General features: G+C 71.3%; 13 protein-coding genes and 1 rRNA gene. 8 read left to right on the top strand and 6 right to left on the bottom strand.

What is annotated here, in order from left to right:
- Nucleotides 1-95: ribosomal RNA gene (rrf, locus tag ACWD68_RS07500) — 5S ribosomal RNA — on the top strand; the annotation flags it as partial.
- Nucleotides 96-196: 101 nt separating this feature from the next.
- On the opposite strand, the gene ACWD68_RS07495 is transcribed toward rrf, so the two are convergent.
- Genes ACWD68_RS07495 through ACWD68_RS07475 form a run of 5 tightly spaced genes read right to left on the bottom strand, consistent with a single transcriptional unit; the run spans nt 197 to nt 5786 of the window.
- Nucleotides 197-1507: a DUF58 domain-containing protein gene (locus ACWD68_RS07495; RefSeq protein WP_451805522.1), complete on the bottom strand. Its 1311-nt coding sequence runs from the start codon at nt 1505-1507 to the stop codon at nt 197-199.
- Nucleotides 1507-2505, bottom strand: a complete 999-nt coding sequence (locus ACWD68_RS07490) for an AAA family ATPase (RefSeq protein WP_451805530.1) — start codon at nt 2503-2505, stop codon at nt 1507-1509. Before ACWD68_RS07490 ends, ACWD68_RS07495 begins: the two co-directional genes overlap by 1 nt.
- A complete protein-coding gene (locus ACWD68_RS07485) occupies nt 2505-3695 on the bottom strand; it encodes a DUF4350 domain-containing protein (RefSeq protein ID WP_451805521.1) in 1191 nt (396 codons plus the stop codon). Before ACWD68_RS07485 ends, ACWD68_RS07490 begins: the two co-directional genes overlap by 1 nt.
- Nucleotides 3692-4450: a DUF4129 domain-containing protein gene (locus ACWD68_RS07480; protein WP_451805520.1), complete on the bottom strand. Its 759-nt coding sequence runs from the start codon at nt 4448-4450 to the stop codon at nt 3692-3694. Before ACWD68_RS07480 ends, ACWD68_RS07485 begins: the two co-directional genes overlap by 4 nt.
- Before the next feature lie 4 nt (nt 4451-4454).
- Nucleotides 4455-5786 carry a hypothetical protein gene (locus ACWD68_RS07475; protein WP_451805519.1) on the bottom strand — a complete coding sequence of 444 codons (1332 nt, stop codon included), beginning with the start codon at nt 5784-5786 and terminating at the stop codon, nt 4455-4457.
- A 141-nt stretch (nt 5787-5927) separates the two neighbouring features.
- Here ACWD68_RS07475 and mtnA point away from each other — a divergent pair, with 141 nt between their 5' ends.
- From mtnA to ACWD68_RS07440, 7 genes are all read left to right on the top strand, one after another.
- Nucleotides 5928-7073, top strand: coding sequence for an S-methyl-5-thioribose-1-phosphate isomerase (gene mtnA / locus ACWD68_RS07470; RefSeq protein WP_451805518.1), 1146 nt, complete (start codon nt 5928-5930; stop codon nt 7071-7073).
- 8 nt (nt 7074-7081) lie between these two features.
- A complete protein-coding gene (mtrA, locus tag ACWD68_RS07465; protein ID WP_209441191.1) occupies nt 7082-7771 on the top strand; it encodes a two-component system response regulator MtrA in 690 nt (229 codons plus the stop codon).
- A gap of 1 nt (nt 7772) precedes the next feature.
- Nucleotides 7773-9857, top strand: a complete 2085-nt coding sequence (gene mtrB / locus ACWD68_RS07460) for an MtrAB system histidine kinase MtrB (RefSeq protein WP_451805517.1) — start codon at nt 7773-7775, stop codon at nt 9855-9857.
- Nucleotides 9847-11691, top strand: a complete 1845-nt coding sequence (locus ACWD68_RS07455) for an LpqB family beta-propeller domain-containing protein (RefSeq protein WP_451805529.1) — start codon at nt 9847-9849, stop codon at nt 11689-11691. The genes mtrB and ACWD68_RS07455 overlap by 11 nt, the downstream gene beginning before the upstream one ends.
- A gap of 221 nt (nt 11692-11912) precedes the next feature.
- Complete coding sequence (locus tag ACWD68_RS07450) at nt 11913-12839, top strand: ComF family protein (protein ID WP_451805516.1); 927 nt, start codon at nt 11913-11915, stop codon at nt 12837-12839.
- Between the two features lie 315 nt (nt 12840-13154).
- Entirely contained in the window at nt 13155-13847 is a 693-nt protein-coding gene (gene hpf, locus ACWD68_RS07445) for a ribosome hibernation-promoting factor, HPF/YfiA family (protein WP_451805515.1), read from the top strand.
- A 205-nt stretch (nt 13848-14052) separates the two neighbouring features.
- Nucleotides 14053-14799 carry a response regulator transcription factor gene (locus tag ACWD68_RS07440; RefSeq protein WP_351553923.1) on the top strand — a complete coding sequence of 249 codons (747 nt, stop codon included), beginning with the start codon at nt 14053-14055 and terminating at the stop codon, nt 14797-14799.
- A 30-nt stretch (nt 14800-14829) separates the two neighbouring features.
- Here ACWD68_RS07440 and ACWD68_RS07435 read toward each other — a convergent pair whose 3' ends face one another.
- Nucleotides 14830-16083, bottom strand: coding sequence for a winged helix-turn-helix domain-containing protein (locus tag ACWD68_RS07435; RefSeq protein ID WP_451805514.1), 1254 nt, complete (start codon nt 16081-16083; stop codon nt 14830-14832).
- Nucleotides 16084-16255 lie beyond the last annotated feature (172 nt).

The following is a 16255-nucleotide window of genomic DNA, read 5'->3' as shown; positions in this document are numbered from 1 at the left end:
AAACGCCCGGTTACATTCCGAACCCGGAAGCTAAGCCTCACAGCGCCGATGGTACTGCAGGGGGGACCCTGTGGGAGAGTAGGACGCCGCCGAACAAGTTTTGAAGAAAACCCCCGTACCGGGAAACCGGTACGGGGGTTTTCTGCGTTTAGGGTCCTTTTCGGGACCCCAAAAGGGCCGGACTTTCTGTTTTGGCTTACAAGCGGCCGGCGGATTTCAGGGCCAGATAGGCGTCTGCGAGAGCCGGAGCCAGCTTGTCCGGGGTCGCATCGACGACCGTGACTCCGCGGCGTTGCAGTTGTTCGGCCGTGCGTCGTCGCTCGGCATCGGCCTGAGCCGCCGCCGCTGCCTCGTACACCGCGTCGGTGCTTCCCCTGGCCTTCGTCATGCGTGCGATGTGCGGGTCCGCGACCGATGCCAGCAAAACCGTATGGCGTTGGGTGAGGCTGGAGAGTACGGGGAGCAGGCCCTCTTCGACGGGGGCCGCGTCGAGGCTCGTCAGGAGCACGATCAACGAGCGGCGTGGGGCCGTACGCCGGGCTGTGGCGGTCAGGCCGCGGGCGTCCGTTTCGACGAGCTCCGGTTCCAGACCGGCCATCGCGTTGACCAGGGACGGGAGGACGTCGCCTGCCGCGCGGCCCTGGACGAGGGCGCGTACCCGGCGGTCGTAGGCGAGGAGGTCCACACGGTCGCCGGCGCGGGAGGCGAGGGCGGCGAGGAGCAGGGCCGCGTCCATGGAGGCGTCGAGGCGAGGGGCGTCGCCGACGCGGCCCGCGGAGGTGCGGCCGGTGTCGAGGACCAGAAGGATGTGGCGGTCGCGCTCGGGACGCCAGGTGCGTACGGCGACCGTCGTGCGGCGGGCTGTGGCTCGCCAGTCGATGGAACGGGTGTCGTCGCCCGGGACGTACTCGCGCAGGCTGTCGAATTCCGTGCCCTCACCGCGTGTCAGCACGCTGGTGCGGCCGTCGAGTTCGCGGAGCCGGGCCAGTTTGGAGGGGAGGTGCTTCCGGCTGGTGAAGGGGGGCAGGACGCGTACGGTCCAGGGGACCTTGTGACTGCCCTGGCGGGAGAAGAGGCCGAGGGGGCCGTAGGAGCGGATGGTGACGCGGTCGGCCTGGCGGTCGCCGCGGCGCGTGGGGCGCAGACGGGTCGTCAGGCGGCGGCGTTCGCCGGCGGGGACCGTCAGGTGCTGGCGGGAGGCCGTGAGCTCGGTGCCGGGTTCCCAACTGCTCGGCGGCCAGGCGTCGCGCAGATGCGCGCGCAAGGGCCGGCCGGAGGGATTGGTGACGGTGAGGGTGACCTCCGCGGACTCGCCGAGGCGTACCGAAGTGTCGCCGGAGCGGGTCAGGCCGAGGCGCCGTACGGGAGCCGCGAGGGCGGCGTCGCAGGCGCAGGCCAGGGCCAGGGGGGCGTTCACGGCGAGGATGCCAGTCCAGCTGGGCTCCCAGATGCCGACGGGGAGTGCGCCCAGGGCCGCCAGGAGGGCGGCGCGTCCGGTGAGTGCCATCAGCGGGGGACGGGGACGTGGGCGAGGATCGCGTTGATGACGGAGTCGGCTGTCACGCCCTCCATCTCCGCTTCGGGGCGGAGTTGGACGCGGTGGCGGAGGGCGGGCAGGGCCAGGGCCTTCACGTCGTCCGGGATGACGTAGTCGCGGCCGGTCAGCCAGGCCCAGGCGCGGGCTGTGGCGAGGAGGGCGGTCGCGCCGCGCGGGGAGACGCCGAGGGTGAGGGACGGCGACTCGCGGGTGGCGCGGCAGATGTCGACGACGTAGCCGGTGATCTCGGGGGAGACCGCTGTCTTGGCGACCGCGGCGCGGGCGGCCTCGAGGTCGGCGGGGCCGGCCACGGGGCGCAGGCCGGCGGCGCGCAGGTCGCGCGGGTTGAAGCCCTCGGCATGGCGGGTGAGGACGTTGATCTCGTCCTGGCGGGAGGGCAGAGGGATCGTCAGTTTGAGGAGGAACCGGTCCAGTTGGGCCTCGGGGAGGGGATACGTTCCCTCGTACTCGACCGGGTTCTGGGTCGCGGCGACCAGGAAGGGCTCGGGCAGCGGTCGGGGTGTGCCGTCGACCGTGACCTGGCGTTCCTCCATCGCCTCCAGCAGCGACGCCTGGGTCTTGGGCGGCGTGCGGTTGATCTCGTCGGCGAGCAGAAGGTTGGTGAACACCGGGCCGGGTTGGAAGGAGAACTCGGCGGTGCGTGCGTCGTAGACGAGCGAGCCGGTGACATCGCTCGGCATGAGGTCGGGTGTGAACTGGACGCGCTTGGTGTCGAGTTCCAGTGCGGACGCGAGCGCGCGGACGAGCAACGTTTTGGCCACTCCGGGGACTCCTTCGAGGAGAACGTGTCCGCGGCAGAGGAGGGCGACGACGAGACCGGTCACGGCGGGGTCCTGGCCGACCACGGCTTTGGCGATCTCGGCGCGCAGGGCCTCCAGGGAGGAGCGGGCGGTGTCCGCGTCCGCGGAGTACCCGGCGTACCCGGCGTTGTCAGTGGTCGGGTCCATCATGAAATGCGTACCTCTCTTTCGAGGGCGTCGAGTTGGTCTGCGAGGGAGACGAGGGCCGCGTCGTCGCGGGGCGGCGGCCCGAAGAGGAGCGGGAGCAGGGCCTGTCCGTCGCCGTCGAGGTGGGCGGACAGGGCGGGGAGCAGGGCCTCGGGCGCATGGGCCTGGGCCGGGGGCACGCCGATGAGGGGGGCGAGGCGGGTGCGGGTGGCGGAGCGCAGAGCGGCGGCCGCGCGGTCGCGGGCGTTGGTCTTGCGGTAGAGGCGGGCGCGGCCTTCGGCGGTTTCGGAGGCGCGGATCGCGACGGGGAGGCGTTCGGGTACGAGGGGGCCCATTCGGCGTGCCCGCCACAGGGCGGCCAGGAGCGCCGCGATGAAGAGCTGCAGTGTGCCCCAGAGCCAGCCCGAGGGAAGCAGGTCGAAGAAGCTCTGGTCGCCCGCGTCGGTGGCCGAGTCGTCGGAGAGCGAGGGGAGGTACCAGACCAGGTGGGAGCGCGAACCGAGGAGTTGGAGAGCGAGCGAGGCGTTGCCCTGCTCGTCGAGGCGGTCGTTGTAGAGGATGTCGGGGGCGCCGAGCACGACGGTGTCGCCGCTTCCGGAGGCTGCCGGGACACGCAGCAGCGTGGGGAGGCCGTCGCTGGGGTAGCAGGCGTCGGTGCCCGGGGCGCCGGCGGTGTAGCGGATGCCGCCCGTGTCGGCACTGCCCGCTCGAAGGGCGGCGGGCAGGTTGCAGTCGGGGGAGAGCGTCGAGTCGAAGCTGATCGCCGGATCGGCGGAGACTCCGGGGGCGAGGGTGCTGACGGAGGGCGATCCGGGGGAGATCAGGACCGTACGTCCGTTGGAGGTCTCCGTCGCCCTCTTCAGAAGCGTCTGCTGACGTTTGGTCAGCAGGTCGGGAGCGGCGATCAGCAGGGTGGTGTCGGGGGCGGCCGCCGCGCGGGCCTTGTCGAGGGTGGTGACCACGCGCGTGGAGACCCCCTGGTCGGCGAGGAGTTCGGTGACGGCTCGGCTGCCGTAGGGGTCGGCGGAGCGCGGGTCGAGGCGGCCGTGCCGGGCGTCCGAGCGGACCGCGGCCATCACGATGGCGGCCACCAGCAGAAGGACGAGCGCGAGGACGATGCCGCGCGCGCGGGTCCACCACTGGCGGGCGGTGGGCGAGACCGAGGTGGAGGGGAGGGTGGCCTCGGTCATGAGGCGGCCCCCTGGCGGCTGTCGCGGGCCGTGTTCCGGTTCGTGCTGTGGGCGCTGTCCGTGAGTACGGGCTTGGTGCGCTCCAGGTCGCGGTCGAGCTCGGTGAGGCGTTGGTATCCGCCGGGGTCGCCGGTCCGGCCGCCGTACGTGACGTCGTCGAAGTCCCGTGCCGCGGCGCGCAGTCGGTCCGCGTGGGCGGGCAGGGGGCGGCTCGCCTCCGCGGCTGCCTCGTCGGCCGTGCGGCCGGGGCGCGGATCGAGCAGGGCGCGTTCCTCCAGGGAGCGGACGATGGCGCGCATCCGCTCCTGGACGGCCTGGTTCCAATGGCCCTGGGCGGCCTGGGCTTCGGCGGCGGCGCGGTGTTCGGCGGCGCTCTTGGGACGGTCGTCGAAGAGCGTGGCGGAGGAGGCGGGGGTGCGGTGCGGGGTGCCCAGGCGCCACCACAGGGCAGCCACGACCGCCACCACGGCGAGGACGATGACGAGGAGTCCGAGCGTCCCGCCGGGTGTCGCGGCGGAGGCGGCGCCGAACAGTTTGTCGACCCAGTCCCAGAACGCGTTCAGAGCGCGCTGGACCAGGCCGGGGTCGTTCTCGTGGTACATCCGCTTGGACAGCTCGCGTCTGGCCGCTTCCCGTGCGGGGTCGCGCGGCGTCGTCACCGGTGGTTCGTCGCCGCGCACCAGCGCGAGGACGGTTGTCGCACCGGTGTGCGGCCCCGCAAGTACCGCTGTGAGAACTCCCCCCGCCCCGTTCACCGCATCAACTCCCCGGTGTGGTGCCGGAAGCCCCGGTGCCGTAGCCCTGGACGCCGGCGGCTCGGGCCAGGTCGAGGTCGAGGGCCTCGCGGCGGATGCGCTGGTCGATGTACAGGAGCACGGTGACGCCCGCGGTGATCGGGATGGTGAGCATCGATCCGATCACCGAGCCGACACCGCTGACGATGAGGAAGGTCCAGCCGACGTCGCTTGTGTTGTCGAGGAAGCCGGTGAAGCCGTCGCCGCTCAGCGTCGCGGCCAGGACGGCGAAGGGGATCACGATGATCGACGCCAGGATGTTGGCGATGATCGTGGCGAGGAGCTGGATGCCGAACACCCGCCACCACGAGCCGCGTACGAGTTTCGTGGAGCGGCTCATCGACTTCAGGATGCCCTGCTTCTCCAGCATCAGGGCGGGAGAGGCGAGCGAGAAGCGGACCATCAGCCAGAGGGCGACGACGCCGGCGGCCAGTGCGCCGAGGACGGCGAGCGCGGCACCGGCGTCACCCGAGCCGCCCAGGGCCGCGAGCAGACCGGGGAGGGCTCCGACGCCGACGATCACGACGGCGATGAGGGGCAGCAGGAGGGTCAGGCCGAGCAGCTTCGGCAGCTGGGGACGGGCGTCCCGCCAGGCCTCGCTCGTCGTCACCGGCTTGCCGAGCACCGCACGGCTGGTCACCGACGTGAGCAGGGCCGTCGCGACGATGGTGCCGAGCAGGGTGATGAGCAGGACGGCACCCGTGCTCAGCATGGTGTCGCCGAGGGCCCGGCTCAGCTCCTCGACGGTGGCGCTCGGGTCGTTGAGGGCGTCCGTATTGGCGTTGTCGTCCAGGACGAAGCCCTGGAGCAGGATGACCGCGATCTGCGTGACGATGGCGACGGTCAGCGAGATGCCGAGGACCGTGCGCCAGTAGGTGCGCATGGTCGAGACGGCGCCGTCGAGGATCTCGCCGACACCGAGCGGGCGCAGCGGAATGACGCCGGGCTTGGCGGCGGGCGGTGGTCCGCCCCAGTTGCCGCCCCAGCCGGCGGGGCCACCGGGGCCGCCGTATCCGTGGCCGGGGCCTCCCCAGCCGCCGTGTCCGCCGACCTGCCCGCCGGGCTGCTGACCGCCCCAGCCCGGTGCGGGCGGAGCGGGCGGCGGGGCCTGGCCGGGACCTTGTGTGCCGGGAGCGGACCACTGGGCGGGTGGGGGCTGCTCCTTGGACCACTTCGAGGGCTGCTCGGGTTGGTTCGCTCCGCCCTGGTCGGCGGGCTGCGGGGTGCCGGAGAGGTCCGGCTCCTCTCCGCCGGAGGGGGCAGATCCGGGCGAGGCCCAGCCCGGAGTGTCGTTCATCGTCGCTCCTTCACGGTGCCCGTCCCGCGGGCGCGGCGGCAGGTTGGCAGCCATCGTGCCACGGTGTGCGCGGCAGGGGACCGGCCCCCGTATGGGCTGCACACCTTCAATTGTCCGCCGGGTACGGGGCAGACTGGGCGGATGGCTGATCACTACGCGCAATCCCGCGAGGACAGCGGGCCGACGGAGATACCCGCGATCCGCTGGCACGAGCCGCCCGAAGGCCCCGTGCTGGTCCTTCTCGACCAGACGCGGCTTCCTGCCGAGGAGGTCGAGCTGGTGTGCACCGACGCGCCCGCGCTGGTGGAGGCGATCCGCACGCTCGCGGTGCGCGGGGCGCCGCTGCTCGGGATCGCCGGAGCGTACGGCGTCGCGCTGGCCGCCGTACGCGGCTTCGACGTGGACGAGGCCGCTCTCTCACTGGCCGGTGCCCGGCCGACCGCCGTGAACCTCGCGGTCGGGGTGCGCCGGGCGCAGGCGGCCTACCGGGCGGCGCTCTCCGGGGGCGGCGATCAGGAGGCGGCCGCCGCGGCCGCGCTCGCCGCGGCGCGTGTGCTGCACCGGGAGGACGCCGAGGCCAGCGCGCGCATGGCCGAGCACGGGCTGGCCCTGCTCGACGAGCTGCTGCCGGGCGGCGGGCACCGGGTGCTCACGCACTGCAACACCGGGGCGCTGGTGTCCGGTGGGGAGGGCACGGCGTTCGCCGTGGCGCTCGCGGCGCACCGGGCGGGGCAGCTGCGGCGGCTCTGGGTGGACGAGACGCGGCCGTTGCTTCAGGGTGCTCGCCTGACGGCGTACGAGGCGGCTCGCAACGGAATGGCGTACACCTTGCTCACCGACAGCGCGGCGGGTTCGCTGTTCTCGACCGGTGAGGTGGACGCGGTGCTGATCGGTGCCGACCGCATCGCGGCCGACGGTTCGGTGGCGAACAAGGTGGGGAGCTATCCGCTCGCGGTGCTGGCGCGGTACCACCATGTGCCGTTCATCGTGGTGGCGCCGGTGACCACGATCGATCCGGAAACACCCGACGGGGCGTCCATCGAGGTCGAGCAGCGCGCCGGTCATGAAGTGACGGAGATCACAGCACCACAGGTGCCGGTGGTGGGAGTCGAGGCGGGAGGCGGTATACCTGTGGCACCCCTGGGGACCCAGGCGTACAACCCGGCGTTCGATGTGACGCCGCCGGAGTTGATCACGGCGATCGTCACCGAAGAGGGCGTTGTTTCGCCCGTGACGGCTGAGGCTCTCGCCGAGCTGTGTGACTTGTCACGCCAGGTAACGATTTAGTTAATGGGATGATGTCGTTTATGAAGGGACGAGTCCTTGTCGTCGATGACGACACCGCACTGGCCGAGATGCTCGGCATTGTGTTGCGTGGTGAAGGTTTTGAGCCGTCTTTCGTAGCCGACGGCGACAAGGCGCTGGCCGCTTTCCGCGATGCCAAGCCCGACCTGGTGCTCCTGGACCTGATGCTGCCCGGACGGGACGGCATCGAGGTATGTCGCCTGATCAGGGCGGAGTCCGGGGTGCCGATCGTGATGCTCACGGCGAAGAGCGACACCGTCGATGTCGTGGTCGGCCTCGAATCGGGCGCCGACGACTACATCGTGAAGCCGTTCAAGCCAAAGGAGCTGGTGGCGCGGATCAGGGCGCGGCTGCGCCGTTCGGAGGAGCCGGCACCCGAACAGCTGTCGATCGGCGATCTCGTGATCGACGTCGCCGGTCACTCTGTGAAGCGGGACGGCATGTCCATCGCGCTGACGCCGCTGGAGTTCGACCTGCTGGTCGCGCTGGCGCGCAAGCCGTGGCAGGTGTTCACGCGTGAGGTCCTCCTGGAGCAGGTGTGGGGATACCGGCACGCGGCGGACACCCGTCTGGTGAACGTGCATGTCCAGCGGCTGCGCTCCAAGGTCGAGAAGGACCCGGAGCGTCCGGAGATCGTGGTGACCGTCCGTGGTGTCGGTTACAAGGCTGGGCCGAGCTGACATGTCACGGGACAGTGCCGCTTCGGCGCCCGCTGAGCAGGGGGACCGTTCGGAGCGGCCTGTCGGCCGGAAGATGACGCGTTCACGCTGGGAACGGCTCTTCGAGGGAGGGCTGCTCCAGGGCGGAGTCCAGGGCAGCCCGGTCCTTCGGCTGTTCATGCGCTGGGTGCGTCGTCCGCTGCTGCCCGTGATGCGGCTGTGGCGGCGCAACATCCAGCTCAAGATCGTCGTGACGACGCTGCTGATGTCGCTCGGCGTCGTCCTGCTGCTCGGCTTCGTCGTGATCGGGCAGGTGCGCAACGGTCTGCTGGACGCCAAGGTGAAGGCCTCGCAGAGCCAGGCCACCGGTGGTTTCGCGGCGGCCAAGCAGCAGGCGGACGGGGGAGCGACCGCGAACGGCGAGGACGGCTCGACCGCGGACGGCCGTTCGTCCAAGAACGTCAGCCAGTGGATGACCGACCTCGTCGTGTCCCTGTCCAGTGGTGGACAGGGCGCGTTCGACGTGGTGACGCTCAACTCCGCCGCGTCGGGCGACGGCAGCGGCGGCCTCGCGCCGCGGTACTCGGGTCAGGTCGACCCGACGGTGAGCGTGCCCGAGGATCTGCGCGCCCGGGTCGACGAGAGCACGGCCGCGGCGCAGAGCTACACCCGTGTCGTCTACAAGGACGGCCGGGAGTCCCAGCCGGCGCTGGTCATCGGCAAGCAGGTCATCGACCCCAACGGAGACGCGTACCAGCTCTACTACCTCTTCCCGCTGACGCAGGAGGAGAAGTCGCTGAGCCTGGTCAAGGGGACGCTCGCGACGGCCGGACTGTTCGTCGTGGTGCTCCTCGGCGCCATCGCCTGGCTCGTGGTGCGCCAGGTCGTCACGCCGGTGCGGATGGCGGCCGGGATCGCCGAACGGCTCTCCGCCGGACGCCTCCAGGAACGTATGAAGGTCACCGGTGAGGACGACATCGCGCGCCTCGGCGAGGCCTTCAACAAGATGGCGCAGAACCTCCAGCTGAAGATCCAGCAGCTGGAGGACCTCTCACGGATGCAGCGGCGGTTCGTCTCCGATGTGTCGCACGAACTGCGCACACCACTGACGACCGTGCGGATGGCGGCCGATGTCATCCACGACGCGCGCGTGGACTTCGACCCGGTGACCGCGCGGTCGGCGGAACTCCTCGCCGACCAGCTGGACCGGTTCGAGACGCTGCTCGCGGATCTGCTGGAGATCAGCCGGTTCGACGCGGGCGCGGCGGCGCTGGAGGCCGACGCGATCGACCTCAGAGAAGTCGTACGACGGGTGGTCGGCGGAGCCGAACCGCTCGCCGAGCGCAAGGGCACGCACATACGCGTCCTCGGCGACCAGCAGCCGTTGATCGCCGAGGCGGACGCCCGGCGGGTCGAGCGGGTGCTGCGCAACCTCGTCGTCAACGCCGTGGAGCACGGCGAGGGCAAGGACGTCGTCGTCAAGCTCGCCGCGGCGGGCGGAGCGGTCGCGATCGCGGTCCGCGACTACGGCGTCGGGCTCAAGCCGGGCGAGGCGACCCGGGTGTTCAGCCGCTTCTGGCGGGCCGACCCGGCACGCGCGCGTACCACCGGCGGCACGGGCCTCGGCCTGTCCATCGCTCTGGAGGACGCGCGGCTGCACGGCGGCTGGCTGCAGGCCTGGGGCGAGCCGGGCGGCGGTTCGCAGTTCCGGCTGACCCTGCCGCGGACGGCCGACGAGCCCCTCAGGGGATCGCCGATACCACTGGAACCCAAGGACTCCCGGCGCAACCGCGGACTCGACGACGCCGGTCTGCCGCACGGCGGCGGTACCAAGCTCGCGACGGTGCCCGTGCAGCAGCCCGGAGCCGGGACGGGTTCCATACCGACGCACGGGCCCATGGCCCCACGGCTGGCCGGGGCGTCGCCCACGGCCGATCCGACGGCGCTGCCGGGCAACGGCGCGCGCGTGGTGCCCCGGCCCGCCGGGGCGGTGCGCCGCCAGGAGGAGACATCCGGCACCGGCCGGGAACGGACCGCACAGGAGCGGGGGCGGGACGGCGAGAAGCCGGAGGAGCTCGGACATGGGGAGGCATTTCGTGGGCGCTGACCGCGGGGGGAGCGGCGTCCGCGGACGCCGTCCGGTGCGCGTCGTCGTGTATGCGGGCTGTGGAGCCCTGCTGCTGGCGGGGTGTGCCTCGATGCCGGACAACGGGGACCTGCGCGGGGTCGAGTCGACGCCGCGCCAGGACTCGCAGGTCCGCGTCTACGCCATGCCGCCGCATCCCGGCGCCTCGGCGGCGGAGATCGTGCAGGGCTTTCTCGAGGCGCTGACCAGCGACGACGCCAAGTACGAGACAGCCGGCAAGTACCTCACCGACGGCGCCCGCAAGGCGTGGGATCCGTACCGTTCCACGACGGTCCTCGCGGACGCGCCGAACTCGGTGGGGCTGCCCTCGGAGGCCAAGGACGGCAGTCGCGACGTCGCGTTCCGGCTGAGCGGCAGCAAGGTCGCCAAGGTGGACGTGCGGCACGCGTACGAGCCGGACTCCGGCGGGTACAGCGGGTCGGTGCATCTGACCAGGCTGAAGAGCAACAAGCAGTGGCGCATCGACGCGCTGCCGCAGGGTGTCGTGATGGGTACGTCCGACTTCCAGCGCAACTACGTGTCCGTGAACAAGTACTTCTACGCGTCGAACGGGACCTCCGGCAGCGGCCGTCCCCTGCGGACCGTCGCCGACCCCGTGTATGTGCGCGCACAGGTGGACCCGATGACGCAGATCGTGCGCGCGCTGCTGAAGGGGCCCACGAGCTGGCTGGACCCGGTGGTCAGGTCGAGCTTCCCCTCGGGCACGGAGCTGAAGAACAGCGACGTGTCGCTGGCGCCCGACGACCGCAACAGGGTCACCGTGCCGCTGAACGACAAGGCCGACCGTGTCGGACTCCCCAAGTGCCGTCAGATGGCGGCCCAACTCCTCCTCACGCTCCAGGATCTGACTCCCACCGGCGTCGACGAGGTGGAGCTCCAGAAGTCGGACGGCACGCAGCTGTGCGTGCTGGCCAAGAACCAGGCCGAGGGCGTCGCTTCGCACGGTACGGGCGAGCACCCGGGGTACCAGTACTTCATCGACCACGAGCAGCGGCTCGTACGGATGCCCCGTGACAACCGCGACAAGAAGCCCGAGCCGGTGCCCGGTGCGCTGGGCGAGGGCGGCAAGAAGCTGCGGGCGGCCGCGGTGTCGCGGGACGAGGGCAGTGCGGCCGGAGTGTCGGCCGACGGCCGGAACCTGTACGTCGGATCGCTGGTGTCGGGCGGTTCGCTCGGCGAGCCGGTGGTGCAGAGCCAGGGCAGGACGGCCGACGACCGGCTGACCACACCCAGCTGGGACGCGCGGGGCGACCTGTGGGTGGCCGACCGAGACCCGAAGAACCCCCGGCTGCTCATGCTGCAGAAGGGCGCGGGCGAGCCCATCGTCGTCGAGGCGTCGCAGCTCGACGGGCGTATCGAGGCGGTGCGGGTGGCCGCCGACGGCGTGCGGATCGCGCTGATCGTCGAGAAGGACGGCAAGAGCTCGCTGCAGATCGGGCGCATCGAGCGGTCCAGGTCCGGCGATCCTCGGGGCGCGTTCGTCTTCGATCCACGCTCCGTGGCACCCCAGCTGGAGGAGGTCACGGCCATGTCCTGGGCCGGGGACAGCCGGCTCGTGGTGGTCGGCAGCGAGAAGGGCGCCGTACAGCAGATGCGGTACGTCCAGGTCGACGGTTCCACACCGCTGGGCACCTCGCCCTCCGCGCTGGCCAACGTCAAGGAGATCGCCGCGTCCGAGGACGAGCGGCTGCCTCTGGTGGCGCACTCGGAGACGGACGGGATCGTGCGGCTGTCGGCGGGGGAGCAGTGGCAGAAGGTGGTCCAGGACGGGACGGCGCCGGTCTATCCCGGGTAGTGCCGTGGGTTCTGCGTCGGCGGGCTCGTCCGGTTTCCGGGCGGGCCCGCCGACGTTTGCGCCCGCGTGCTCACCTGCGGTCCATGCGCGGGCCCGGCCCTGTCGTCCGCCTTGTCGTGTGCCCGTGTACAACCGCTCCGGGAGTTGTCCACAAGGGGTTGTCCACAGGGGGTTGTCCACAGGGGTGGCCGAGCGGGCCGGGCGTTGGCACAGTGGTGGCCATGCGGAGGTGGTGGCAGGACCTCACGGATCTGGTGCTGCCGGCCGAGTGCGGAGGCTGCGGAAGGCCTCGCACGGTGCTCTGTCCCGAGTGCCGTGCCTCCCTGAGCGGGGCCGCTCCGTGCCGGGTGCGACCGGTGCCCGAGCCGACGGGGCTGCCGGTGGTGCACGCGGCGGCTCCCTACGAGGACGAGGTGCGGGCCGCGCTCCTCGCCCACAAGGAACGCGGCGCGCTGGCACTGGCGGCACCTCTGGGAGCGGCCCTCGCGGGGGCTGTGCGGGCGGGTCTGGGGTCGCTGCGACGTCCTGGTCCGGCCGGGCCGCCCACGGCTTCGCAGGGGCGGCTGAGGCTCGGGAAGGGGGAAGCGTGGGGCGGGCCGGGGCGGCCGGAGACCGGAGGCACGGTGGTCCGGGGTTCCGGAGCGGGATGCGGGCCCGTACTGCTCGTCCCCGTGCCGTCGGCGCGGAGCGCGGTCCGGGCGCGGGGGCATGATCCGGCGCGGCGGATCGCGCTCGCGGCGGCCGGCGAGCTGCGGCGCACGGGAACGCCTGCCCGGGTGCTCGGCGTGCTGTGCCAGCGGCGTGCCGTGGCCGACCAGTCGGGGCTGAACTCCCGGGAGCGGCTGGCCAATCTGGCGGGTGCCCTGGAGGTCGTCGCCGGGGGCGAGCGGCTGCTCGCCGAGGGGGGCCGGGTCGTGCTGGTGGACGACCTGATGACGACGGGGGCCTCGTTGGCGGAGGCGGCGCGGGCCGTACGGGCCGCGCAGTCGGGTGTGCGGGCGGTGCGACGGACGGGTGACGGCACGGAACTGTCGGAGGTGAAGGGGCGAATCGCGGGTAGGGAGCAGGCCGGAGGAACGAGCGATGACACGGTCTGCTCGGCCGTGGTCGCCGCACCTCCGGATGCTTTCGAAATAAACCGGAACTGACCGAGAACTTGCAACGTTGCAGGTAATGAGTGGGTCAATTCACCTGAACGGAGGTACGTCTCAGTAGAGGGTGACGACATCCGTCCAGGCGAGATATGTTCGGTTGTGAGGGAATGGCGCAGGCCGTCCCTCACGCATCCGGGTGCCGTACCGCGGGTTTTCAGCAATCACCCGCATCGGTGGGGTGGAGATCTTGTCCTTGGGGGAGGAGGAGGTGAAAGTCACCGAGTCCGAGGTTCCGGTGCTCACCGGAACCTGGTGCAAAAGGGAGATGCTCCGCCAGTGGAGCGGGGCTATCCGGGAACGGAGTTCTGCGTGGACATCGTCGTCAAGGGCCGCAAGACCGAGGTGCCTGAGCGGTTCCGCAAGCACGTGGCCGAGAAGCTGAAGCTGGAGAAGATCCAGAAGCTCGATGGCAAGGTGATCAGCCTCGACGTCGAGGTGTCCAAGGAGCCCAACCCCCGACAGGCCGACCGCAGTGACCGGGTGGAGATCACGCTCCATTCCCGCGGACCGGTGATCCGGGCGGAGGCAGCGGCAAGCGACGCGTATGCAGCACTCGACCTGGCCGCGGACAAGCTCGAGGCCCGGCTGCGCAAGCAGCACGACAAGCGCTACACCCGCCGTGGCAACGGCAGGATCTCGGCAGCCGAGGTCGCCGACCGCGTCCCGGGTGCAGCGACGCTGAACGGCGACGGCAGCGTCGTCCACGACGACGAGCCGGACGCGGTGCCGACAAAGAAGATCGGCTCGCTCGAGATCATGGGCGAAGGCCCTTGCGTCGTCCGCGAGAAGACCCATGTGGCCGCACCGATGACGCTCGACCAGGCGCTCTACGAAATGGAGCTGGTCGGGCACGACTTCTACCTCTTCGTCGACTCCGAGACGAAGGAGCCCAGTGTCGTCTACCGGCGGCACGCTTACGACTACGGCGTCATCCACCTCAGCACGGACCCGATGGTCGCCCAGGGCGGAGCGGACGCGCCGGGCGGCGCGCTCGGCGGCTGACCACCCCCGGTGACGACTGAGCCGGTGCCCCTGGAGCGCGAGTGCGCCCCCAGGGGCACCGGTGTGCGACCACTTCACGTTCCGCGATGTCACCGCGCTGCCGTCCGGGCATGGAATCATGGCCGCACCGGCCCAACCGGTGGGCCGTTGCCTTGGGTTGGCGATGGCACGGAAACACAGGCCACGGCCTTCAGGGGGAGGAACGATGGCGGACAGCTTCGGACCGATGCGTGACCGTGATGCCGACGACGGCGTCGTCGCCACCGGCCTGGACGCGGGCTCTCCGCGCAAGGAGCCCATCAGGGTCCTTGTCGTGGACGACCACGCCCTCTTCCGCCGAGGTCTGGAGATCGTGCTCGCGGCCGAGGAGGACATCCAGGTCGTCGGCGAGGCGGGGGACGGGGCGGAGGCGGTCGACAAGGCCGCCGACCTGCTGCCCGACATCGTGCTGATGGACGTACGGATGCCCAAGCGCGGCGGTATCGAGGCGTGCACCTCCATCAAGGAGGTGGCCCCCAGCGCGAAGATCATCATGCTGACGATCAGCGACGAGGAGGCCGACCTCTACGACGCGATCAAGGCGGGCGCGACCGGGTATCTCCTCAAGGAGATCTCGACGGACGAGGTGGCCACGGCCATTCGCGCGGTGGCCGACGGGCAGTCGCAGATCAGCCCCTCGATGGCGTCGAAACTCCTCACCGAGTTCAAGTCGATGATCCAGCGGACGGACGAGCGCCGGCTGGTGCCCGCGCCGCGGCTCACCGATCGCGAGCTGGAGGTCCTCAAGCTCGTGGCCACGGGGATGAACAACCGCGATATCGCGAAGGAGTTGTTCATCTCCGAGAACACCGTGAAAAACCATGTGCGCAACATCCTGGAGAAACTGCAGCTGCACTCGAGGATGGAAGCCGTGGTGTACGCGATGCGCGAGAAGATCCTCGAGATCCGCTAGGCATCACCCGAGGACGAGTCCCGCCGGGAGCTACCCGAGGACGCGGACGAGTTCCCCGATGAGCGCCTCGCGCAGTTCCGGGGCGTCCACCCGCTCGACCCGCACATCCGTGCAGTCCACCCAGCTCGCGGCCTCCGCCAGGGCCTGCGCCACCGCCGGGACCGCCTTGGCACCGTCCAGGGTGACCTGTTTGGCGACCAGGGTGCTGCCCTCCCGGGCCGGGTCCACCCGGCCGACGAGCCGGCCGCCGGCGAGGACCGGCATGGCGAAGTATCCGTGGATCCGCTTCGGCTTGGGCGTGTACGCCTCCAGGCGATGCGTGAAATCGAAGATCCGCTCCGTACGCGCCCGCTCCCAGATGAGGGAGTCGAACGGCGACAGGAGCGTCGTACGGTGGCGGCCGCGCGGCACCGTCTCCAGCGCCACCGGGTCCGCCCAGGCGTCCCCGGCCGGTCTTGCGCCGAGGCTCCCGGCGCCGCCCTTCTGGGCCGTGGGCCTGCCCCAGCCCTCCACCGTCACCGGGACCAGACCCGAGTCCGCGATCACCGCGTCGACCTGCTCGCCCCTGAGGCGGTGGTAGTCGGCGATGTCCGCGCGGGTGCCGACACCGAGGGACTGGCCGGCCAGGCGGACCAGACGGCGCAGGCACTCCGCGTCGTCCAGCTCGTCGTGCAGCAGCGACTTCGGGATGGCGCGCTCCGCGAGGTCGTAGACCCGCCTCCAGCCGCGCCGCTCCACGCACACCACCTCGCCGTACATCAGCGCGCGCTCGACGGCGACCTTGGTGCCCGACCAGTCCCACCACTCGCTGGTCTTCTTCGCCCCGCCCAAGTCCGTGGCCGTGAGGGGGCCTTCGGCGCGCAGTTGCTTGACGACCTGGTCGTAGGCGCCGTCGGGCAGGTCGTGGTTCCAGTGCGGGCGGGCGCGGTAGGCGCGGCGGCGGAACGCGAAGTGCGGCCACTCCTCCACGGGCAGGATGCAGGCCGCGTGGGACCAGTACTCGAAGGCGTGCGGCGCCGGGGGTGTGTCGGCGGCCGGTGCCGACGTCCAGTAGGCCTGCTCGACGGTCTTGCGGCCGACGGCGCCGAGACGGGCGTACGGAATGAGTTCGTGGGAGCGGGCGAGGACGGAGATGGTGTCGAGCTGGACCGCGCCGAGGTGCCGCAGGACTCCGCGGACGCCCGCCCTGCGGTCCGGGGCGCCCAGGAATCCCTGGGCCCGCAGGGCGATGCGGCGGGCTTCGTCCGCCGAGAGTTCGGTGATGGGTGGCGGAAGACTCGTCATGCCCACACGTTAGGCGGTGCCACTGACAATGGGGCCCGGCCCGGTGACCGAGCCGATGACCGGACGTCGTGGCCGAGCCCCGTGGTCAGGGGCGATGACCGATGTCGGCGAACCGGTGGGCGGTGACCGAGGCCGGTGGGCGAGCCCGGTCGGCGCGTATGTCGTCCGCGCC

The sequence above is a fragment of the Streptomyces sp. NPDC005141 genome (assembly GCF_053599975.1).
Note: the sequence above shows the minus strand (reverse complement) of the source record. Positions and strands in the feature narration are given on the sequence as shown.